Raw genomic sequence first — 23,003 nt, 5'->3', positions numbered from 1 at the left:
CTCAGGCTTCTCCAACCGTCTCGAACAGGGCCACATCCATGGCCTGTTTTGCGTCCATGCCGGACCACACAACAAACTGGAATGCCTGGAAGTAGGCTTCGCAAGCGTCAAGCGCGCTGGAAAGCAGCACTTCAACCTGCTGATTGGTTGGCTCTGCGCCGCCGGCAAGCAACAGTGACTGACGGAAGATCACGACATCTTCCTGACGCCACAGATCAAAGTGCCCCATCAACGTTTGTCCGTTGACGAGCGACAGCAAACGAATGACTTCGTTGATCCGTCTCTCTGGCACCTTGATGTCGAAAGCGCAGGCAAGATGCAGCGCTTCGAACTGTTCCATCCACGAGAACGAGACGTGATAATCCGTCCAGCGTCCTTCCACCGTCATGGCAATCTCGTCTTCACCGGATCGCTCGAACGACCAGTCGTTCAAGGAGGCGACGAACTCGATCATATCAACCGGGTTCGTCTGACGTTCAGCTTCAATTTCCACTAGGCTCATACGGCACCTTCTCAACCGGAATGGATTGCGCAGTTTCGTACACAAGGAACAAAACTCACACATACACCCGACACAACATTTGGGACGATTGCCCGAGCCGCCAGAATAACGCAGTCACCCTGTCTGGAGCTTACCAGGTTCGTTTCGAATCATCATTTAAAATCAGTGTATAACGACCGAGTCCGGCTGCCACCCCCTCCTTTGCTAATTTGCGGAATAGGCAGTGGATAGAAGTTGTGACGCGATATCAGTTCAGAGTCATAACCGACTCTGGCGATTGAACTTTTCGCCAATGTCCACAGACCGGAAAATTTTCAGATTTTTTTATCTATTGACGCCAAATAACAGATTCGAATGCCCAAACCGGCCTGTGGACATCTCCGGACGAGGCCCAGGAATCAAAAATGCCGGACCAAACCGGCCCGGCATTCAACAGAATCAACGGGTAATGACCCGGCAGGATTATTTGGACAGCTCTGCGATTTTCGCCTCAAGCGCTTCGATGCGCGCCTGCAAAGCGTCATTTTCGTCGCGCGCCTTGATCGCCATTTCGCGGACAACCTCGAACTCTTCGCGCTTCACCAGATCAAGACCGCTCAACCAGCGGTCTGCCTGTGCGTGAAAAGCGGTCTCGACTTCCTTGCGCACGCTCTGTGCGGCACCTGCCGCATCCGTCACCAGCTTGGCGAATTCATCCACAATACGATTCGGTCCTGTACTCATGACGAAACATCCTTTCTTCCGGGCCGTGACGGCCAGCAAAAACCATGAATTTCAGGTAGGCACTCCCATGCCTCTATGCAAGTAAAATCGAAAGCAGCGGCACGGTTGCATATCAGGGAAAAATTGTGCCCAAAAATCGCCTTGACCCGTTCCTATTCAATCGCCATCTTCCGGCTCCCGGCAGATAAAGGCACTTCCATGCAGGAAATCTACCGCACAATAACAAATTGATGGGACATGAGTTTGTATCGAGCCGCGACATCACTTTCGATCATGCCTTTTCCGCAAATCGATCCGATTGCCATCTCCATCGGGCCTTTGGCCGTTCACTGGTATGGACTGGCTTATGTCGTTGGCATCATGCTTGGGTGGCTTTATGCGCGTCACCTCACCCGGAAAAACACCTTGTGGCCCGGCGACACCTCGCCCATCACCGTCGCCCACCTTGATGACTTCATAGTCTGGGCAACGGCGGGCATCGTGCTTGGCGGACGCCTCGGATACATATTGGTCTATGATTTTCCGTCAGTTGCAGCCAATCCCTTGCGCGCTTTCGAGATATGGAATGGCGGCATGTCCTTCCATGGCGGCCTGACCGGCACAACCATCGCCATGTTCCTGTTTGCACGCCGCAACAAAATCCCGGTCTGGAGCATGTTTGACATTATTGCAGCTGCGGCACCGATCGGCCTGTTCTTCGGACGCATCGCCAACTTTATCAATGGCGAATTGTGGGGCCGGTTGAGCGACGCTCCCTGGGCCGTCGTGTTCCCGACCGGCGGTCCCTTTGCACGCCATCCAAGCCAGCTTTATGAAGCGGCTCTGGAAGGTCTGGTGCTGTTTATCGTGCTGGTGGTTGCCATTCACGTTTTCAATGCCCTGAAACGACCTGGCATTGTCACAGGCATCTTTGTCACCGGTTACGGCCTGTCGCGTATCCTCGTGGAATTCTTCCGCGAACCAGATGCACAACTCGGTTATCTCGCAGGGAACTGGTTGACCATGGGCATGGTTCTTTCCACACCCATGGTGGCACTCGGCATCTGGGCCATCTTGCGCGCACGTCTGGCACCGGCCCACGTGTGAAGCGGAAAGGCATAACTGATGACGCAACTCGCAGAGCGCCTGAAGTCCATGATCCGCATAAGCGGACCGTTGAGTGTGACGGATTATTTTTCGCTGTGCCTGGCCGACCCGCAATACGGCTATTACAAGACCCGTGAGCCGTTTGGCCCGACCGGCGACTTCGTCACCGCCCCGGAGATCAGCCAGCTTTTTGGAGAAATGCTCGGCGTCTTCATGGTGCATGCCTGGCAGCGGCATGGCACACCTGTCAATACGCGGCTGATTGAAATCGGTCCCGGACGCGGCACCATGATGGCAGATATGTTGCGCGTGATCTCCCGCATCGCCCCGCCGCTTTACGAAACCTGCACCGTGCACCTGGTGGAAACCAGCCCCAGGCTGACCGAAATCCAGCAACAGACGTTGCAGGCCCATGATGGCAAAGTCAGCTGGCACAGCAGTTTTGATGAGGTACCGGCAGGCTTCTCGTTAATTGCCGCCAATGAATTGTTCGACGCCATTCCGATCCGACAGTTCATAAAGACAGGCCACGGCTTCCGCGAAAGACTTGTCGGGCTGGATGCTGACGACAATCTGGCATTCACCACAGGTGCAGCGGGCATTGATCCGGACCTGCTACCGCTTGCACCGGAGAAAGAGCCTGTCGGCACGATTTTCGAATATTCGCCTGCGCGCGAAAGCGTGATGATTACCATCTGCGAGCGGTTGAAAAGCGAAAACGGTACGGCACTGATCATCGACTACGGCCACCTTGTGACCGGTTTTGGCGACACATTGCAGGCGCTGCGCATGCATGAGTTCGACCCGCCGCTTGATCACCCCGGCGAAGCCGACCTGACAAGCCATGTCGATTTCCAGCATCTGGCACAAACGGCGCGCGATCTCGGCGTACATATCAATGGCTGCCTGCATCAGGGTGACTTTCTGTACGGGCTTGGATTGGCGGAACGCGCCTCGGCCCTGACCCGCAATGCAACACCCGAACAGGCCAAGGCAATCACGGAATCCGTATCGCGTCTGGCCGGTGAAGGTGCAGGACGAATGGGGGAACTGTTCAAGGTGCTTGCCATTTCAAGTCCGAACCTCCATCTGCTTCCATTCCGCGCGGTGGATTGACAGGGAACGCTCACGCTGTTCAACATCGCCAAAACGAAGCAGTAAAACTGCACGGGCACCCCGCCAGGGTGAATTCAGGGAGTTTTGTCATCACCGGGTCATCCCGTCCCGTTTCAATCGCATTCAATCAAGGAAACCCGATATCATGCAGGATGAGCACATGCCTCTGCCGATAGAAAGCCCCCTGCTCTCATCAGGTTTAAATGGCGCAATACGCCATGGTTTTTTCACCCGGCAAGGCGGGGTTTCACACGGTATCTATCGCGGACTGAATGTCGGGCTCGGCTCGCAGGATGATCAGGAAGCCGTCATTGAAAACCGTGCTCGCGTCGCAAACTGGTTTGGCCTGCCGCTGGAACGGCTGGCAACCGTCCATCAGGTTCACTCCCCAGATGTGACAACCGTCGACAGCCATTTCGATGGCGAACGTCCGCAATGCGACGCGCTGGTAACCAGAACACCTGGTATCGTGCTTGGTGTATTGAGCGCCGATTGTGGCCCTATCCTGTTTTCCGATCCCGAAGCTGGCGTTATCGGCGCGGCTCACGCTGGCTGGAAAGGTGCACTTGGCGGCGTGCTGGAAAACACCATCGAAGCCATGGTCGACCTTGGTGCACGGCGTGAACACATCATCGCCTGCCTTGGCCCGTCGATCAGCCAGAAAAACTATGAGGTCGGGCCAGAATTCATTGATCGTTTCCTGAGCTACGATCCCGCCTACCAGACCTATTTCAACGCCTCCGACAAACCCGGCCACGCGATGTTCGACCTGCAGCGACTGACGGTAGACCGGTTGTTGAACGCTGGCGTAAAGGCGCACTCCCTCGACATCTGCACCTACCCCGATACGGAGCTGTTCTTCTCCTATCGCCGCACGACACATGCCGCCGAGCCGGATTACGGTCGGCAGATTTCCGCAATTGCAATCACGGAGAGCTAATCATGGCACTGCACTTCACGACAGGAGAATTCGAAAGCCGCCGCACCCGCCTGATCGAGCGGATGAAGGCGGAAAATCTCGATGCGCTTTTGTTGTTTGCGCAGGAAAGCATGTATTGGCTGACCGGCTATGACACATTCGGCTACTGCTTTTTCCAGACACTGATTGTGAAGTCCGATGGAACCATGACGCTGTTGACGCGCTCTGCAGATCTGCGGCAGGCCCGTCAAACCTCCAATATTGAGAACATTACCATATGGGTGGACAGGCTGAACGCCGATCCGACACTGGACCTGAAAAACCTGCTGAGCGAAATGGATCTGCTCGGCGCCAAGGTTGGCATTGAATATGACACCCATGGCATGACCGGCCGCGTCGCAAAGTTGCTTGATAACCAGCTGGCCACTTTCTGCCAGATCAGCGACGCGTCCTATCTGGTCAGCGGACTGCGTCTTGTCAAAAGCGCCGAGGAAATTGTGTATGCCAAACGCGCTGGCGAACTGGCGGATGATGCGCTGGATGCTGCCCTTCCGCTGATCCGCGCCGGTGGTAGCGAGGCCGATATTCTGGCTGCCATGCAGGGTGCCGTCTTTGCCGGCGGCGGCGATTACCCCGCCAACGAGTTCATTATCGGATCTGGTCAGGACGCCCTTCTTTGCCGTTACAAGGCCGGCCGCCGTACTCTGGAGGAAAAAGACCAGCTGACACTGGAATGGGCCGGGGTAAGCGCACATTACCACGCTGCGATGATGCGCACCGTCGTCATCGGCACGCCAGACTTCCGTCAGAAGGAGCTATACAACGCCTCCCACGAGAATATCATTGCCATCGAAGAGGTCCTGAGGCCGGGCAAGACATTTGGCGATGTGTTCGATACTCATGCCCGGATCATGGATGAGCGTGGACTGACACGGCACCGCCTCAACGCTTGCGGTTATTCGCTCGGCGCACGTTTTTCGCCCTCGTGGATGGAACACCAGATGTTCCATGCCGGCAACACCCAGGAAATTCTGCCTGACATGACCCTGTTCGTGCATATGATCATCATGGATTCCGATAGCGGCATCGCCATGACCCTCGGCCAGACCTATCTGACCACAACGGATGCGCCCGTCTCGCTGTCGCGCCATACGCTGGATTTGATTGCAGTCTGAGAGAACCGTTGATTTGACATAACCGGCTTGACGCCCATACATTGCCGCCGGGCAGATGTGCTTCGTTGCGATATCCTCACCGATATCCGGCAAGGCAAAGATGACGGAGACTGACGATGAGGAAAAACCGCGTATGAGGCGGCTGACGACCATGTTGGCCATTCCCGGCCTTACATTCGCTCTTGCAGCCTGCAACACGTCCGATGCACTCACGCCACAGGTCGGTATTGGCGAAGGGCTGCAGCCATCGTCTACTCCCTTGACGCAAAACGATCTTGATCGCGCCTCTGCTGCCGCAGACACCCAGACGGCTTACCAGCCGCCGCAACGGCAGACCTACCGTCCACAAAACACGCTGGATGCGCAGGCGCACGCCCTGTCTAACGGTGCCGGGCAATATCAGGACTATCAGCAGCCGGTAACGTCAGAGCCGCCTGTTCAGCAACAACAGCAGTTGCAACCACCACAACAGCAGCAGCAGCAGAGCGCGTCGCTGGCGCCCGCGTCATCGTCCGGCAGCATTCGTTTCTTGCCAATCATCGGCGCGCCGGTTCAGGCCGTCACACCGTTGTCACGGCAACTCGGCGCAGAAGCCCGCGCCAAAGGCTTGACGATCCGCAGTTCCAACGACACGGCAAGCGACCATATTCTCAAAGGTTACTTCTCCGCCTTCCCGGATGGCGGCAAAGTGACAATCGTCTTTGTGTGGGATGTGCTGGATAACAATGGCGCCCGTCTGCACCGTCTGCAGGGACAGGAAAGCGTGTCGGGCAGAGGCAGTGATCCTTGGGCGGCGGTAACACCAGCCGCGATGGAATCCATCGCCAATAGAACGCTTAACGAGTACATGGCATGGCGCAATGCGAACGCGGGGTGAGTTTTGTCAAAAAGAATTCATGAAAAACGTGAGCAAATCCGCTTCACCCCTTGCATTCACGACCAACGGCGCTATTAAGGCGCGCATGGCAATAAGGCATGTCCGGCGGCGTTTTAGAGCCGGGTGTCCCTTCCCTTGAATAACGCACCGGTCACGAGGTATATCCTTATGATCTCTCACGCGATGGCATGGTAACAGGCGGGCCGCAATGAAGGTTTTCGCAGGCAATTCGAACCGGCATCTCGCCGAAGCGATCTGCAAGTATCTTAATGTTCCTCTCGGAAATGCCACTGTAAGGCGGTTTGCTGACCAGGAAATTTTCGTCGAAATCAGCGAGAATGTTCGCGGTGAAGACGTGTTCATAGTTCAGTCAACATCGTTCCCGGCGAACGATCACCTGATGGAACTGCTGATCATGATCGACGCGATGCGCCGGTCCTCCGCAAAGCGCATCACTGCCGTTCTCCCCTACTTCGGCTATGCGCGTCAGGATCGTAAAGCGGGGCCCCGCACACCGATCTCGGCAAAGCTGGTGGCAAACCTCATCACCGAGGCTGGCGCCGACCGCGTTTTGACGCTGGACCTGCACGCTGGTCAGATTCAGGGCTTCTTCGATATACCGACAGACAATTTGTTTGCTGTTCCAATCCTCGCTCGCGATGTGAAAGAACACTATGACCTGAAAAACGTCATGGTCGTATCTCCAGACGTTGGCGGCGTTGTTCGTGCCCGCTCGCTGGCCAAGCGTCTCGACTGTCTGCTGGCAATCGTTGACAAGCGCCGTGACCGTCCAGGTGAATCCGAAGTCATGAACGTTATTGGTGACGTCAATGGCAAGGATTGCATCCTCATAGACGACATCGTTGATTCCGGCGGCACGCTGTGCAACGCCGCTGAAGCTCTGCTCAAGAACGGTGCAACAAGCGTTACAGCTTACATCACGCACGGCGTTCTATCAGGCGGCGCAGTGGCGCGTATCGCCTCTTCCAAACTGCGTGAGCTCGTCATAACTGACAGCATTCAGCCAACCACGTCCGTGCAGTCCGCTCACAACATTCGTGTTGTTTCGACGGCCAACCTGTTGGGTGAAGCTATCAACAGAACCGCACAGGAACAGTCCGTATCCGGTCTGTTTGACTGATATTCGCAAAACCGGTTGGTCTATCCGACCTCGGGAAGGTGCGCGTAATACGCGCACCTTCCCGTAAAAAGCGAATAATTATCATACAATATAGCGATATTTAACGCCCTCGAAAGCAATTGCTGCGAAGACTTTCCCCAATCGTGTTCTCACTGGAGGGGGTAAGTTCATGCCTGTTGGCACATCGCGGGAGGTTGCCAAGCGCAGTTCCTTGTCTATCAAGACAAAATTTGCGGCTTTGGTAACGGGAGCAACGCTGGTTTCATGCCTTTCTGTCGGCCTGTTGTCCTATCAAACAGGCAAGGCAGGTCTGATTGACGCAAGCAAATTGCGCCTTGAAACCGTTGAGCAAAATCAGGCAAAGCAGCTTTCGGCCTACACAGACCGCGTGGAGCAAACCCTGGCCGAGATTGCACAGAACAGTGCCCTTGCCCAAGCAACAGAAACAATGACCAACATCATCGCAACCGAGCGTGATGAAGTCATCAAATCCTTCCGCCGCACCGATATTCCAGTTGAACAACGCGTCGCATTCGATGGTGAAAAGCTGAAACTGCTCTACGGCATTCAGCACGCCACTATCAACGGAACGATTGCCAGCAACTGGCGCAATGCCCGTGTCAGCGACATCTACGTCGTCGACAAGAATGGCCTCATCATCTACTCCGTCGCCAAGGAAAGCAACTTCCTGACCAATATTTCCGAACCAGGGAATGAAGCGATTAAGGAATTGCATGACCGTATCGCTGCCGGACAGGACGGTGTTGTCCACAGAGGCACATTCAACGGCACAGGTGCAGAGGCCTCCACTTACATCGGGATGCCACTTGCCATTTCGTCCTGGGGCCAGGTGCTGCGCAAAGGCGTCATCATCATCCGCGTATCGGCAGACCGCGTTGCCTCTGTCGTCACGCCAGAGGGCATCGGCACATCGATTGACGATGCATTCCTGCTGAATGAAAAGGGAGCCTTCCGCTCCGGCGTTGTCTCCGGTGGTGCAAACGCGCCGGTTCCACAGGAACTGATCGCCGCCGCCGCAAGTGGCCAGACCGGTTCAGTTTTTGCCGACAGCGGCAGCAACCGCACCTTCTTTGCATACGCTCCGGTTACGATTTTTGGTGAGAAGCATCTGCTTGCCACCGGCCAGGCCGAAAGCAAGGTTCTGGCTTCTGCCAACCAGCTCGCCTTCTCAGCGTTCATTGCCACGCTCGCCGTGCTCGGCATCATGACCCTGATCGGCATTCTGGTGTCGTCGGGCCTGACCAAGCCGCTCACCGAACTGGCAAAGCTGATGAACCGCCTGAACGAAGGCGACAAGTCCATTGACATCAAAGCGGTTTCCCGTGGCGACGAAATCGGCGTCATGGCCAAAGCACTGGAATCTTTCCGTCAGGGCCTGATCGAAAAAGAACGCATGGAAGAAGATTCCGCCCGCAAGAGCGAAGAGCTGGATGAAGAGCGCCAGCAGCGCGAAACGGAAAAGGCACGCAGCGCCAAGGAATTGGAAGACGCGGTGTCGGCTCTGGCCACCGGTCTTGCAAACCTCTCCAACGGCAAACTCGATCTGCGTATCGACCGCCCGTTCGTTCCGTCTCTCGACCACCTGCGTGTTGACTTCAACAACTCGGTTGCAGGGCTGGAAGCGACCATTGCCAATATCGGCAGCAGCGCAAACACCATTCACGCAGGTTCCGGCGAGTTGAAAAGCGCTTCACAGGACTTGTCGCACAGAACAGAACGTCAGGCAGCAGCCCTGGAAGAAGCCGCCGCTGCACTGGGTGATATGACCCAGACCGTCAATGACGCGCTGAGCCGTTGCAACATTGCCGTTCAGGCAACCGCAGAAACGATGGATGGCGCGCAGAAGTCGACCGAGGTGGTCCGTGAAGCAATTGTTGCCATGGAACGCATCGAATCCTCGTCGTCCAAGATTCGTCAGATCATTGATGTGATCGACCAGATCGCTTTCCAGACCAACCTTCTGGCCCTCAATGCAGGTGTAGAGGCCGCGCGCGCCGGTGAAGCGGGCAAGGGCTTTGCGGTCGTTGCCCAAGAAGTGCGTGAACTGGCGCAGAAATCAGCGGCTGCAGCACGCGATATCTCGCAACTCATTGCAGCCTCCGCGCAGGACGTTGAAGGTGGTGTAGCGCTGGTTCTGAAAACCGGTGAAAGCCTGGAGCACATTCAGGGCCGCATTCGCTCGGTCAATGATCATATTGGGGCCATTGCCACCGCATCGCGTGACCAGTCGCTGCGTCTTGGTGAGATCAATGCATCGGTCAACTCGCTGGATCAGGTCACCCAGCAGAACGCGGCAATGGTCGAGGAAACCACCGCCTCCGCCTTTGCTCTGGCCAGTGAGGCAGACAGCCTCAATGCGCAGATCAGACAGTTCTCTGTGCGTCGCCAGATACAGGCGGAAAACCGCTACGCTGCGTAAGCAATAACAAAGATCAAGAATGAGAAAGGCCGGAGCTTCCACTCCGGCCTTTTTGTTTCAGGCGTCATTTTTGCCCTCCTTCCAGATCGCGCCTTGCAAAGGGCGAAACGTCTTCTGGACCGGGCTGCCGGAGACCGCAATCTCCGGCAGCACGCCGGCAGGGACACCACCGGCTTCCGGGGAGGATATTCTGCAGGTTGCGTAACCTTAAGGCGACGCAACGTGCTTCTGGTCTTCGGGTCTTAGAAGAACCCAAGCTTGTTCGGGCTGTAGGAGACCAGAAGGTTCTTGGTCTGCTGATAGTGGTCGAGCATCATCTTGTGGGTTTCACGACCGATACCGGATTGCTTGTAGCCACCAAATGCCGCGCCTGCCGGATAGGCATGGTAGCAATTTGTCCAGACGCGACCTGCCTCGATGCCACGGCCAGCGCGGTATGCGAGATTGGTATCACGGCTCCACACACCGGCACCCAGACCATAGACTGTGTCATTGGCAATCTCGATTGCCTCTTCCAGTGTCTTGAAGGTGGTCACCGATACGACCGGGCCGAAGATTTCTTCCTGGAACACCCGCATCTTGTTGTTGCCTTCAAAGATCGTTGGCTGAATGTAATAGCCATCCTTGAGGTTGCCAGGCAGAGACTTCTTGTCACCACCGGTCAGCACCTTGGCGCCTTCCTTACGGCCGATCTCGAGATAACTCATGATCTTATCGAACTGCTCCTGAGAGGCCTGCGCACCGATCATGGTCGATGGGTCAAGCGGGTCGTTCTGGCTGATGGCCTCAACACGTTTGACGGCTTTTTCCATGAAGCGGTCATAGATCGATTCGTGCACCAGAGCGCGGGATGGGCAAGTGCAGACTTCGCCCTGATTAAGCGCAAAGAATGCAAACCCTTCCAGCGCCTTGTCGAGGAACGCATCGTCTTCATTCATCACATCGGCGAAGAAGATATTTGGTGACTTGCCACCCAGTTCGAGTGTGATGTTGGTGACGTTGTCAGCCGCATAACGCATGATTTCCTTGCCCACCGAGGTGGAACCGGTAAATGCGATTTTGGCGATGCGATTGCTTTGGGCCAGCGGCTTGCCAGCTTCCGTACCCAGGCCATTGACGATGTTGATCACACCCGGTGGCAGCAGATCTTCGATGAGCTCCATCACCACCAGAATAGAAGCTGGTGTTTGCTCTGCTGGCTTGAGCACCACACAGTTACCTGCGGCCAATGCCGGAGCAAGTTTCCATGCCGCCATCAGGATAGGGAAGTTCCATGGAATGATCTGGCCAACCACGCCAAGTGGCTCATGGAAATGATAGGCAACCGTGTCATTGTCGATCTGGCCGATTGAGCCTTCCTGCGCCCGAATGCAGCCCGCAAAATAGCGGAAATGGTCGATGGTCAGTGGAATATCGGCATTCATCGTTTCACGAAGCGGCTTGCCGTTGTCCCAAGTTTCAGCGCGAGCAATCTTGTCGAGATTGTCTTCAATGCGCTGTGCAATTTTCAGCAGAATGTTGGAACGCTCGGCAACACTTGTCCGGCCCCAGGCGGCACGGGCCTTATGGGCCGCATCAAGTGCCACTTCAATATCCGCAGCATTCGAGCGGGCAACCTCGCAAATCTTCTGCCCTGTGACGGGCGAGAGATTGTCCATGTATTTTCCGGATTGGGGTTCAACCCATTTTCCACCGACGTAGTTGCCGTATTTTGCTTTAAACGGGCTGTCGGCGATCTTTTGAATCTGAATATTCATTGAGTTCATCCTCCCTGATGAAAGCGGTTCTCACAAACCGATGTGGAGAGAATGGGCCTGAAAATCATAGCACGATAGGGTGCAGGCGGCGTATGGCACCGCACACTGTTTCATATCTGCTACAATAGCAGATGCTGGATTGTACCAAATGTGTTCGGAAATCGAATGGTTGGCAGCGACGGCATTCATGCCATTCAAACCGGTTTGAACCCGGCAAACAAAGCCGGTGCTGGCCAAAGTTATTCAAAGGCTCACAAACACAGGAGCCTTAGAAAGATACAAACAGCGACCTCCCGCCCAACACCAGACGACCAAAAACTAGCGCCTGTGCAAGACGAATGCCTCAGTGAATTTCAAGCTTCTTCAGCTTGCGATGCAAGGTGGCGCGGCTGATACCAAGCAGATTGGCTGCATGAGACACATTACCATTGGCGCGCGACAGAACACGGCGCACAGCCGCCCTCTCCGCCTCCAGCAAATCTGACCGCATATCGCCCCGTTGCTCCTGCAAAGCATCAACAGCTGGAACACCCTGCGCAATCAGCGCATCATCAAGCCGCAAGATTTGCCGTGCCGCACGAGTGGCACCGAGAATGATGTCGTCATGATCGACGGCAATCAGTGAAAGCGCCGCCGAACCGGCATTTGGCACCATGATGATTCTCGCTTCCGGGAATGCACGGCGAAAAAGATTACCCTCGATACGCTGCGCGGCGTCGCGAACGGTCTGCGTCAGAATGGACACCGTCAGTTCATTGACGTCATCCCGGCAGGTCGAGATATCAAGGGCACCGGCAATATGCCCCATATGGTCGCGAATGGGCGCCGTTGTGCAGGAAAGGCCGATATTTGACGTGAAGAAATGCTGGTCGCGGTAAACGACAACCGCACGCTCATCGGCCAGCGCAGTACCTATACCGTTGGTGCCAACACTGGCTTCGCTCCAGATCGCACCGGACCACAGGCCCAGTTCACGAAACTCCTTGTCGTCACCGGCTGCACCGCGCCGCTCTAGGGCAACGCCCTTAGCATCTGTTAACATCAGGCAGCAGCCCGCCTTGCCGACCGCCTGAAATATCCGATCGAGCTCGTCAGCGCTTTCCACCAACAGATCGGCAGAGGTCAGACGCGCTTGCTGAAATTCCGAATCCATAAGGAACAGTGGTTTATGGGCTTCTTCCGGCGCTAACCGGTGCATGGTCATGCACCGGCGCCAGGAGGCGACGATGGGTGAACTTGCCGCCGCAGAACGCTGGCGCGCACTTTCATAAACCCTGTCTGCGTGAGCTATGGCATTTTGCATTGTCCGCTCCTCCCAAAGCTTTTTTGAATGGTGCATGCAGGGAAACTATGTTTCAACGCTAAAATACATCTTATAACACAAACGTCATCTGTACTGTGCGAACATATGTGGCAATCCGCAATAAACCCGCACTTCGCTTGCGTTTCCCCATGCTTTGTACTATAGGCGCGCTGTCCGTGTAGACACCCTTGGAGGCAACGCGGATGAAACATTTATGATGTTTCCAGTTTCAGACTGCAATGGTGGACTGAAACTCTCCATACAACCTCGAAAGGAATAGCCATGAGCAAGGAAACTTACGAGCTCAAGGCCGAGGCGCGCGAACGGGTCGGTAAGGGGTCCTCCCGTGAACTTCGCCGCAACGGTTTGATCCCAGCTGTCATCTATGGTGACAAGCAGGCCCCAATTTCTATCGCGCTCTCGACCAACGAAGTAACCAAGCGTATTCACGCTGGCGGCTTCATGACGACGATTGCAACCATCGACGTCGATGGCAAGAAGATCAAGGTTCTCCCTAAGGTTTACCAGCTTGATCCGGTCCGCGACTTCACCATGCATGTCGACTTCCTGCGCGTTTCTGGCAACACTGCCGTCAACGTTCAGGTTCCGGTTCACTTCATCAACGAAGACAAGTCCGCGATCAAGACCGGCGCTGTTCTCAACATCGTTCGTCACGAAGTTGAACTGCACGTTCCTGCCAACGACATTCCGGAATTCCTCACGGTTGACCTCGCTGGCGCCAAGGTTGGCGACAGCCTGCACATCTCTGCTGTGAAGCTTCCCAAGGGCGCAACTACGGTTATTGCTGATCGTGACTTCACGATTGCAACGATCGTTGCTCCTGCTGCTGGCATTGCTGAAGAAGAAGCTGCATCCGAAGAATAATCGGCCGCATCTGTTTCTGACAGATTGAACACCCTGCTTTCAATCGAAGGCAGGGTGTTTTCGTATGCGCCCAATACTAATACACGCCAATATTGCTCATAAAAAAACAAACAATCAGAGCGCGTTCAATCAACCTTTAATATAGTTATTTCAGCATCATTTAATGATTATGTGGAATTATGATTGAATATTTGGAGATACTAATTGACCACCATAGCGATTGCTTGAGGATGGAAAGACTTTTTTAAGCATATGCTTGGTGACTATTTATATCTTACGAACGATCGGCGTGGGGGACGCTGGTTTTACAAGGGGTTGCGGGGGCTGGATATATTGACATGACCCATTCGGTAGAAAGTCGTTTTATCGCGATTGTATCGGGAGCGTTGCTCGCTGTCGTCGCGCCGCTTTTTACTTTACTGCTCGCCCTTTCCTATCAGGAAGCGATAAAAAACCAGCGTGATCATATTGAAATCCTGCTGGCCGCCAATTCCCAGGCGCTCAGCCGTCCATTATGGGACATGGATGACGACACCATCAACCAGATCACCGGAACACTGGTCTCCGATCCTGTTATCCGCATGGTACGCGTCAAGGACACGTCGGGACAACTTGATCTGGTGCAGACAGCGGGCACCGGGGTTCCCGAAGAGCCACAGACCGTTACCCGCACCATCAGCTATAAAACGCTGAACGGCATGGAGACTGTTGGCAGTGTCACGATCTATTACGCGTCGATCAACATCTTCTCGTCGCTCAGCCGCATCGAAGTCGCCTTCATCTCGATCTTCATTCTTGCCATCCTGACGGTCTTTGTCACGGCAGTCGTTGGCAACCGTTTGATGATCATAAAACCGTTGTTGCGACTGACAGCGGCCATTGAGGCAACACGCCAGCTTGGCTCCCGTCACCACGTCGACTGGCGGTCCAGCGATGAAATGGGCCGGCTTGCAAAAAGCTTCAACGAAATGCAGATCCAGCTTGAGCGGGAAGAGCGCGAGATCAAGAAGGCGCATAAACGGACGACGGAAATCTACAATCTGACGCCCGCCATGCTATTTTCACTCGACAAGGCAGACCGTATCTCGGCAGTCAGTGACTACTGGAGCCAGAGAACCGGTTACGACCGTGAAAACATCATCGGCACGCATTTTTCCGATCTTGTTGCCGATGAGGACCGCAAGACCTTCATCCTGCGCAAATTCTCTGGTTCAAGCACTGAGAGCGCCTCCGACATTACCATCCGCTTCAAATGTGCGGATGGAAAAACGATGGACGTGCTCATTCAGGAAAAGGCACTCAGCTCCATTGAGGCTGGCCGTCACACGGCATCGCTCAGCGTTATGACCGATGTGACCGAACTGCGCCAATCAGAAAAGCGCAACAAACATCAGGCTATTTCCGACCACCTTACCGGCCTTCTCAATCGCCAGGGCTTTGAAGCCATGCTGGATGAGAAAATCCGCGAAGCAGATGAAAATCGCACGGAACTCGCCTGTCTGTTCATCGACCTTGATCGCTTCAAGACGATTAATGACAGTTTGGGCCACGCCGCTGGTGACGAGGTGCTGCAGGAGTTTGTGGACCGCATCAAGCCGCTGCTGGAAGGCAGCGACAGTGCATCGCGTCTTGGCGGCGACGAGTTTGCCATCCTGCTGGCCGGCGACAACACCGAAAACCGCGCGACAGTGTTCTGTGAAAAGATCAGTGACATCTTCAATCAGCCATTTGTCACCCACGGCAATATCGTGCGCCTCAGCGCCAGTATCGGTCTTGCGCTATATCCAACCCATGCCTCGAATGCGGCAGAGCTGCTGCAAAACTCGGACATGGCGATGTATACGCGCAAGCGTGGCGGCAAAAACGGCGCACAGATGTTTGACCCTTCCATCACCGACAAGGCACGCGAACGCGCCGAGACGGAAAGTGATATCGAACAGGCAATCGCCAATGACTGGTTCGATGCCTATCTGCAGCCAATCGTTCGGCTGGAAAGCGGCGAGACCATCGGCTTTGAAGCGTTGATGCGCCTCAACCACCCGACAAAGGGCATTCTTCCTCCCGCCAATATCATCAATGTGGCAGAGGAAACCGGCACCATAAATCGTATTGGCAACCTGATCCTGGAGCACTCGCTTGCCAATCTGGCAGAGATTTCCGCGCTTCCGCATCTGTCGGATTGTTATGTCGCGGTGAACTTCTCGGCCCAGCAGTTTGAGCCCGGCTTGCCGACGCGGATTGCCGGCCTTCTCTACCGTTACAATATTCAGGCCAGCCGTCTGGTGATTGAAATCACCGAGGCCGTGTTAATGAATGACGACCCGCAGATCAGAACCATTCTGAACACCATCCACGACTTCGGCTGCCGTATTGCGCTCGACGACTTTGGAACCGGTTACTCGTCGCTAAGCTACCTGAACCGCTTCCCGGTAGACATCGTCAAGATCGACCAGTCGTTTACCAAGTCGATCATGGATCCGGTGTCCGACATCAGCCAGAAGAGCCACATGCTGATCGAGGGCATCAGTGCAATCTCACATAAGATGAGCTGTTCTGTCATCGCCGAGGGCATTGAGACACTGGAACAGCAGGAGTTATTGATGGAAATCGGCGTGGATTGCGGACAGGGTTACCTGTTTGCCAAACCGCAGCCAATTGCCCAGTTGATGCCGATGTTCGCAGCGCAGAACGCGTTTATGAAGCCAGCAATTGGTGCTGAGGCCTGAAAATCAGCATGGGGGAAACGGTGTGAAACATATACTTGTCAGTTTGTTTTTAATCGTCTCTTCCACGTACGCCCACGCACATACCCTCACCTTTTCCACCGAAGACTATCCGCCTTACAGCTTTACCGACGCCAATGGCAACGCCAGAGGCGTATATATGGAACAGCTGGAAATCATGATGGAAAAGGAAAAACTGGACTACAAGGTTACGGTCATGCCATGGGCGCGGGCCTTGGCCCTTGCGGAAACCCAGTCCATGCACTGCGTGTTCGCCACGGCCAGAACCGCAGAACGTGAGCACAAGTTTAAATGGGTCGTGCCTCTACACACCGACCGCAATGTGTTGATTGCCCTGAAAGCCAAAAAAATCCGTATCGGAAAAATCACTGACAGTTTCGGATACACCATCGGTACGCAACGCAACGATTACACCGAAACCGTTCTTCGCCAGATCGGTTTTCCCAATATCGAACTGAGCGCCGATTTCAATCTAACGCTCAACAAGCTGTTTGCCGGACGCATCGACATGATGCCCATGTCGGAAAGCACATTCATCAAAATCGCCAAGGGCACGACAAATTTCGAAAAAGTCTTCACGCTGTCTGACCAGATCCTCGGAGTAGCCTGCAACAAATCCGTACCTGATAGTATCATCGCCCGCATGCAAAAACGGCTGGATGATCTGATCGCCGATGGGACGCAGCGCAAGATATTTGAAAAATATGGCCTGATTATTCATAACGATCTTCATCTTCCTGCGCATACGCCCTAAGACGTTGCGCAGCGCGTTAATTTCTCAGGCCACAAATGTCGCCTGTGATCATCGGAATATGAGACGACAATGATTATCATCGCTGGCCTTGGTAACCCCGGCAGCCAATATGCTGGAAACCGGCACAATATCGGCTTCATGGCTGTCGACGCATTACAGCGCCTGCCCTCCTTTTCGCCCTGGTCCAGAAAATTCAAATCGGAAATTTCCGAAGGTGAAATTGCCGGCGAAAAAGTCCTGCTGATGAAGCCGCTGACCTATATGAACCTGTCGGGCGAAGCAGTTGGCGAAGCCATGCGCTTTTACAAGCTTGGCCCATCCAACATCATCGCCATTCATGATGAACTCGATCTGCCTGCCGGTCGCGTGCGCATTAAAACTGCGGGCGGCCATGGCGGCCACAACGGCCTGAAGTCACTTGATGCCCATTGCGGCAAGGATTACCGACGCCTGCGGCTTGGCATTGGTCATCCCGGCGACAAGGACCGTGTGCATGGTCACGTGCTGGGGGATTTTGCCAAGACTGACAAGGTTTGGCTCGAGCCCCTCATCGAAGCCATTGCCGACAATGCCAGCATGCTGGTCAAAGGCGAAGATTCGCAGTTGATGAACAAGCTGGCCTTGGCAACCGGAGCCAAGGCAGAACCAGAGAAACAAGTTAAACCGGCAAAGCCTGCCGCCAAATCGCACATTCATCAGGCGCGCAACCACGCCCAACCGATGAAGCTGCCGGAAACCGGCCCCATGGCGGAAATGCTGAAAAAGATGTTCGGCGGCAAGAAAGACTAACTTGCCGACATATGGTGCGGCAGTGATGCTCAACCTCTGCTAACGCAACCTAATTCAGCGCCCTTTCACCTGTTTGCGGCAACAAGGCTTGACCTTGCGCTGTCGTTTCAGCAAAAGGCTGACAACGGAATTCTTAAAGAGACAGGTTCAAGCCATGGGCTTTAAATGCGGTATTGTTGGATTGCCAAATGTCGGTAAGTCCACCCTCTTCAATGCTCTGACAAAAACAGCCGCCGCTCAGGCAGCCAACTATCCTTTCTGCACCATCGAGCCGAACACCGGTGAAGTTGCTGTACCGGATGCACGCATGAAGGTACTGGCTGATATTGCCGGCTCCAAGGAAATCATCCCCACCCGTATCTCTTTCGTAGACATTGCCGGTCTGGTGCGTGGCGCCTCGAAGGGCGAAGGCCTTGGCAACAAGTTCCTGGCCAACATCCGCGAAGTGGATGCTGTGGTGCATGTTCTGCGTTGTTTCGAAGACGACGACATCACCCACGTTGAAGGCCGTATCAATCCGGTTGGCGATGCCGACACGATTGAAACCGAACTCATGCTGGCTGACCTTGAAAGCCTTGAGCGCCGCGTTGAGCAGACACGCAAACGCGCCACGCTGAAGGACAAGGATTCGCTGGCGCAGTTGCCGGTCATGGAAGCTGTTATCAAGCTTTTGACCGACGGTAAGCCTGCCCGTCTGCTGCTCAAGACACTGGCGGCTGATGAAATTGAAGTGTTGAAGAGCCTCAACCTTCTGACCTCGCATCCGGTTCTCTACGTCTGCAACGTCGCTGAATCCGACGCGGTTGACGGCAACGAGCACACCAAGGCAGTTGCCGAAATGGCAAAGGCACAGGGTGCAGAATGCGTCATCATTTCCGCCGCAATCGAATCCGAAGTTGCGCAGCTTCCAGAAGAAGAAGCCAACGAATTCCTCTCGGCACTTGGCCTGGAAGAAGCCGGCCTCGACCGCCTGATCCGCGCCGGTTACCACCTGCTCGACCTGATCACCTACTTCACCGTTGGTCCGAAGGAATGCCGCGCCTGGACAATCGTTCGTGGCACCAAGGCTCCACAGGCAGCGGGCGTCATTCACACGGATTTCGAACGCGGCTTCATCCGCGCCTTCACCATTGCTTATGACGACTATGTCGCATTCAAGGGCGAAGTCGGCGCCAAGGAAGCTGGCAAGGGCCGTGACGAAGGCAAGGAATATGTCGTCAACGACGGCGACGTGATTCACTTCCGCTTCAACACCTGAGGCAACACAGAATTCGGTCCCATAAATAGAAAGCCCGGTACCTCACAGGTCCGGGCTTTTTTCATGTCGCTGATATTGGATCAGATGACCGGCGGCAATTTTTCCTGCAGGCCCACTGGCAATTGCGCGACGACGACACGTCGCAACGAAGACCAGCCAATACCGATGATCAGGACAAAGACACCAACGGCCAACAATGCGACAAACACAGCATTACCGCCACTGATCTCACCCTGCCGCAACACAGCCACCACGGTGGCAATCAGCGACACAAGACCCGAGGTAACGAAGGCTCTGCGATCAATAATGATGCCGATCAACATCAGCATCACCACAACGCAGACGACCAGAACGGCGCTGCCGTAGAGCCCGCTTTCCTCTGCACTGAATAGACTGCCGCCGGCGCCGATGAACACAAATGCCAGCAGCGCATAGAGCAAGGCAGGCGCCGTCGCCAGGTGAAGCCAGAAGGCGATGTCTGAGCGCCGCGTCACGCGGTAGCGGTCCGACAGGTCGTAGCGCATTGCAAGGGCAAACAGGCTGAGCGCCGCAATCAGGAAAATCATCAGCGACAGCAGGCGATATTCAACCAACACATCTGCCGAGCCTGTAATCTGCTCCATCACCACAAAGATGCCCGTCAATGCAAGCAGTGCCGCAGCAACAAATAGACCAGCCAGTGCCAGCGGCACCCTGTAGCGCCAGTAGAATATCGCCATGACCGGTGGCAGCAGAAACACCATCAGAAAGACTTGCACAGCCTCTCCGGGAATATTGGCCACGAAGGCATTGTAGACATACTCATTCACGCCACCCATGGCGATCGCTGTCGCGACCGTCAGTGTCACGGCCGGCAGGGCAAGCCGCTGGCGACGCACGAGAATTTCGGCAAGCACAATGATCGCAGGCAACACCGCAAAGACCGTTGCCACGCCCCACAGGCCAGCCAGAACAACCACAACACCGATTGTAATCAGGATATCGTGGAAACCACGCACGAACCGTGGTGTTTCAGTATCCGAATGTGCTGGACTATCAGCCTCGCCACCATCACGGAAGACCGTACTGACACCCGGTTTTGCCACGAGATATGGCAAAAGCTTATCGGCCTGTGCGTCCGAGATAATGCCATCGCTTGCGGCCTGCTTGAGACCTGAGAGAACTTGCTCGTTCACTGTGCACCCTGAATGTTTGTATATCGAATGGGATCGAACAATGAGCATCAGCATTCTAGGCTGATCCCCCTTTTTACCCTCCCCTAGTGTTGCAAGCTCTATTGCATTCGCCGGTGACAATCCAGAGCATCCCGCCTCATCTCCAAAGACAACAAATTCACCTTTACGTAAACGGAAAAATATCTTTATGATCGTCGCGAGAATGGGAGGTTTTAAAGGTGATCTACACTTACGAAGATTTTACACCGGAGCGCGTTTTCCCCTTTGCCCCGGTTACGGTGACTGCCGAGGACATTATCGAATTCGCGTCAGAATTTGATCCACAACCCATGCATCTATCGGAAGAAGCCGGGCGTGCCAGCATTCTTGGTGGGCTTGCCGCCTCCGGATGGCATACCTGCGCCTTGTCGATGCGCATGATGTGCGACAGCTATATTTCCAACTCCACATCACAGGGTTCACCCGGTATCGATTTTCTGGACTGGAAGCGTCCGGTTCTGGCGGGAGATACCCTGTCTGGCCATTCCAAGGTGGTTGAAAACCGACCGCTGGCATCTCGCCCGGGCATTGGTCTTGTCAAATTCCGCAATGAGCTGACCAACCAGCGTGGCGAAATCGTCTGTCAGGGTGAACATGTCGTGATGTTTGCCATGCGCGATCAAGGGAGCACTGTGGCATGAGGTTGGCTGAACTTTCCCCCATCGGCACGCGTATCACCCTTGAAACGTTACACTTTTCCGCCGACGATATTATTCGCTTTGCATCGAAATTCGATCCGCAGCCGTTTCATCTGGATGCGGAAGCCGCACGCCACTCCGTGCTTGGAGGTCTTTGTGCATCGGGGTGGCACACCGGCTCAAGCTGGATGAAGTCATTCCTGTCATTCTGGATGAAGGAAACCATTCGCCTTAAGTCAGAGGGAATAGAACCCCCAAAACTCGGCCCCTCACCGGGCTTCCGAAAGCTGAAATGGATACGCCCCGTCTATGCTGGCGACGACATAACCTACTATGTCACATTGCTGGAAACCCGCCCCCTCGCCTCGCGGCCCGGACTTTTGCTCAACACCACCTTCAACGAAGGCGTAAACCAGAAGGGTGAAACCGTCATATCGTTTGAGAGCAATGTGTTGGAGTTCGAATAGCGGCGGACAGATGAACGACATTTTGGAAGGTTACGCAAAGTCCGCGACGCCGGAGTTCATCGCACGTTACAATGAGCTGGATTGTGCGGAGGTCTATGCACCCGTGCTTGACCTTCTGCCGCCAACGCCTGTCCGTATTGCAGATATTGGTGCAGGCACAGGACGAGACGCCGCATGGTTTGCGGCGGCAGGACATAGAGTGCTTGCTGTCGAGCCCGTGAAAGAACTGCGCGAGCCCGGTATGCGCGGACACATTTCACCCAACATAGAGTGGCTTGACGATAAACTGCCAACGCTGAAAAAGGCGCAGAACTATGGGCGTTTTGACCTGATAACTCTATGTGGCGTCTGGCAGCATATTGAAGACCGCGATCGTCAGCTTGCCATGCAAAGCCTTGGCAGGATGGCCGCCTCAGGTGGCAAGATGGTCATGTCACTTCGCCATGGACCAGCGCCTCTAGATCGGCCGGTGTTTTCTATCTGCCCGGATGAAACGATTGAGCGAGCCAAGCAGTGCGGGTTCAGCCTGTTGAGGCGTGTTGAGACGGGGTCCATTCAGGTCGGCAACAGGGCGCTCGGTGTAAACTGGACATGGCTCGCCTTCCAAATGACTGACCTATCGATATAATGGGTCAGTCGCAGCAAAAGTATCAGTGCCCGGAAAACTCGACCAGTGTGCGAACATCAACGCCGAGGTCTTCGAGTTTCTTTCGACCACCGAGATCCGGCAGGTCGATTACGAAGCAGGCCGAGACAATTTCAGCACCCATCTGGCGCAGCAGCTTGACCGCGCCTTCAGCGGTACCGCCTGTGGCAATCAGATCATCCACCAGAATGACCTTTTCGCCGGGCTGCACTGCATCCACGTGCATTTCCATTTCATCGACACCGTATTCCAGGCTGTAGGCCACACGGACAGTCGTATGCGGCAGCTTACCCTTTTTACGGATCGGTACGAACCCGGCAGACAGTTGGTGGGCAACGGCACCACCCAGAATAAAACCGCGTGCTTCCATGCCGGCAATCTTGTCGATCTTTGTGCCGGCATAGGGCTGAACCAGCTCGTCTACAGCACGACGGAAAGCCCGCGGATTGCCCAAGAGCGTGGTAATGTCACGGAAAATGATGCCCGGCTTCGGATAGTCGGGAATGGAACGAATGGCAGCGGAAAGCTCCGAAGCGATAGCAGTCATGATATGTCCAATTGAATGGGAG

General features: G+C 54.9%; 21 protein-coding genes. 15 read left to right on the top strand and 6 right to left on the bottom strand.

Annotated features, from left to right (window positions below; all coding sequences use genetic code 11):
- Position 1: 1 nt before the first annotated feature.
- Positions 2 to 502, bottom strand: a complete 501-nt coding sequence (locus M2418_RS02945) for a YbjN domain-containing protein (protein ID WP_192488427.1) — start codon at positions 500 to 502, stop codon at positions 2 to 4.
- Positions 503 to 964: 462 nt separating this feature from the next.
- Positions 965 to 1,225, bottom strand: coding sequence for an accessory factor UbiK family protein (locus M2418_RS02940; protein WP_192488426.1), 261 nt, complete (start codon positions 1,223 to 1,225; stop codon positions 965 to 967).
- Between the two features lie 237 nt (positions 1,226 to 1,462).
- Here M2418_RS02940 and lgt point away from each other — a divergent pair, with 237 nt between their 5' ends.
- From lgt to M2418_RS02905, 7 genes are all read left to right on the top strand, one after another.
- Positions 1,463 to 2,311 (top strand): prolipoprotein diacylglyceryl transferase, encoded by an 849-nt coding sequence (gene lgt / locus M2418_RS02935; protein WP_405049364.1) that lies wholly within the window; start codon positions 1,463 to 1,465, stop codon positions 2,309 to 2,311.
- 15 nt (positions 2,312 to 2,326) lie between these two features.
- Positions 2,327 to 3,427: a class I SAM-dependent methyltransferase gene (locus M2418_RS02930; protein ID WP_259144816.1), complete on the top strand. Its 1,101-nt coding sequence runs from the start codon at positions 2,327 to 2,329 to the stop codon at positions 3,425 to 3,427.
- Between the two features lie 145 nt (positions 3,428 to 3,572).
- Positions 3,573 to 4,367, top strand: coding sequence for a peptidoglycan editing factor PgeF (gene pgeF / locus M2418_RS02925; protein ID WP_259143902.1), 795 nt, complete (start codon positions 3,573 to 3,575; stop codon positions 4,365 to 4,367).
- 2 nt (positions 4,368 to 4,369) lie between these two features.
- Entirely contained in the window at positions 4,370 to 5,521 is a 1,152-nt protein-coding gene (locus M2418_RS02920) for a Xaa-Pro peptidase family protein (RefSeq protein WP_192488424.1), read from the top strand.
- 100 nt (positions 5,522 to 5,621) lie between these two features.
- On the top strand, positions 5,622 to 6,398 hold the full coding sequence (locus tag M2418_RS02915; RefSeq protein WP_246787769.1) for a hypothetical protein: 777 nt from the start codon (positions 5,622 to 5,624) through the stop codon (positions 6,396 to 6,398).
- Positions 6,399 to 6,606: 208 nt separating this feature from the next.
- Positions 6,607 to 7,539, top strand: a complete 933-nt coding sequence (locus tag M2418_RS02910; protein WP_192488423.1) for a ribose-phosphate pyrophosphokinase — start codon at positions 6,607 to 6,609, stop codon at positions 7,537 to 7,539.
- A gap of 169 nt (positions 7,540 to 7,708) precedes the next feature.
- Positions 7,709 to 9,979: a methyl-accepting chemotaxis protein gene (locus M2418_RS02905; protein WP_259143893.1), complete on the top strand. Its 2,271-nt coding sequence runs from the start codon at positions 7,709 to 7,711 to the stop codon at positions 9,977 to 9,979.
- Positions 9,980 to 10,221: 242 nt separating this feature from the next.
- On the opposite strand, the gene adh is transcribed toward M2418_RS02905, so the two are convergent.
- A complete protein-coding gene (gene adh, locus M2418_RS02900; RefSeq protein WP_259143891.1) occupies positions 10,222 to 11,736 on the bottom strand; it encodes an aldehyde dehydrogenase in 1,515 nt (504 codons plus the stop codon).
- Positions 11,737 to 12,079: 343 nt separating this feature from the next.
- A complete protein-coding gene (locus M2418_RS02895; protein WP_259143889.1) occupies positions 12,080 to 13,039 on the bottom strand; it encodes a helix-turn-helix domain-containing protein in 960 nt (319 codons plus the stop codon).
- A gap of 282 nt (positions 13,040 to 13,321) precedes the next feature.
- On the opposite strand from M2418_RS02895, the gene M2418_RS02890 reads away from it, so the two are divergent.
- The 5 genes from M2418_RS02890 (at position 13,322) to ychF (ending at position 19,469) form a co-directional block, all read left to right on the top strand.
- Positions 13,322 to 13,924 carry a 50S ribosomal protein L25/general stress protein Ctc gene (locus tag M2418_RS02890; protein ID WP_192488420.1) on the top strand — a complete coding sequence of 201 codons (603 nt, stop codon included), beginning with the start codon at positions 13,322 to 13,324 and terminating at the stop codon, positions 13,922 to 13,924.
- 338 nt (positions 13,925 to 14,262) lie between these two features.
- Positions 14,263 to 16,650: an EAL domain-containing protein gene (locus M2418_RS02885; RefSeq protein ID WP_259143886.1), complete on the top strand. Its 2,388-nt coding sequence runs from the start codon at positions 14,263 to 14,265 to the stop codon at positions 16,648 to 16,650.
- Positions 16,651 to 16,672: 22 nt separating this feature from the next.
- Positions 16,673 to 17,422, top strand: a complete 750-nt coding sequence (locus M2418_RS02880) for an ABC transporter substrate-binding protein (protein WP_259143883.1) — start codon at positions 16,673 to 16,675, stop codon at positions 17,420 to 17,422.
- Between the two features lie 69 nt (positions 17,423 to 17,491).
- Positions 17,492 to 18,211: an aminoacyl-tRNA hydrolase gene (gene pth / locus M2418_RS02875; RefSeq protein ID WP_259143881.1), complete on the top strand. Its 720-nt coding sequence runs from the start codon at positions 17,492 to 17,494 to the stop codon at positions 18,209 to 18,211.
- Between the two features lie 154 nt (positions 18,212 to 18,365).
- A complete protein-coding gene (ychF, locus tag M2418_RS02870) occupies positions 18,366 to 19,469 on the top strand; it encodes a redox-regulated ATPase YchF (protein ID WP_192488417.1) in 1,104 nt (367 codons plus the stop codon).
- 80 nt (positions 19,470 to 19,549) lie between these two features.
- Here the strand turns inward: ychF and M2418_RS02865 are convergent, their stop codons facing one another.
- Positions 19,550 to 20,644 (bottom strand): hypothetical protein, encoded by a 1,095-nt coding sequence (locus M2418_RS02865; protein ID WP_259143878.1) that lies wholly within the window; start codon positions 20,642 to 20,644, stop codon positions 19,550 to 19,552.
- 218 nt (positions 20,645 to 20,862) lie between these two features.
- On the opposite strand from M2418_RS02865, the gene M2418_RS02860 reads away from it, so the two are divergent.
- Genes M2418_RS02860 through M2418_RS02850 form a run of 3 tightly spaced genes read left to right on the top strand, consistent with a single transcriptional unit; the run spans position 20,863 to position 22,416 of the window.
- A complete protein-coding gene (locus M2418_RS02860; protein WP_259143876.1) occupies positions 20,863 to 21,324 on the top strand; it encodes a MaoC family dehydratase in 462 nt (153 codons plus the stop codon).
- A complete protein-coding gene (locus M2418_RS02855) occupies positions 21,321 to 21,788 on the top strand; it encodes a MaoC family dehydratase (RefSeq protein WP_259143874.1) in 468 nt (155 codons plus the stop codon). Before M2418_RS02860 ends, M2418_RS02855 begins: the two co-directional genes overlap by 4 nt.
- Before the next feature lie 10 nt (positions 21,789 to 21,798).
- Positions 21,799 to 22,416, top strand: a complete 618-nt coding sequence (locus M2418_RS02850; RefSeq protein ID WP_259143866.1) for a bifunctional 2-polyprenyl-6-hydroxyphenol methylase/3-demethylubiquinol 3-O-methyltransferase UbiG — start codon at positions 21,799 to 21,801, stop codon at positions 22,414 to 22,416.
- Positions 22,417 to 22,438: 22 nt separating this feature from the next.
- Here M2418_RS02850 and M2418_RS02845 read toward each other — a convergent pair whose 3' ends face one another.
- Positions 22,439 to 22,981, bottom strand: a complete 543-nt coding sequence (locus M2418_RS02845) for an adenine phosphoribosyltransferase (RefSeq protein ID WP_192488412.1) — start codon at positions 22,979 to 22,981, stop codon at positions 22,439 to 22,441.
- Positions 22,982 to 23,003: the final 22 nt, after the last annotated feature.

Source organism: Rhizobium sp. BIGb0125 (assembly GCF_024810055.1).
Classification (GTDB): Bacteria; Pseudomonadota; Alphaproteobacteria; order Rhizobiales; family Rhizobiaceae; genus Agrobacterium.
Note: the sequence above shows the minus strand (reverse complement) of the source record. Positions and strands in the feature narration are given on the sequence as shown.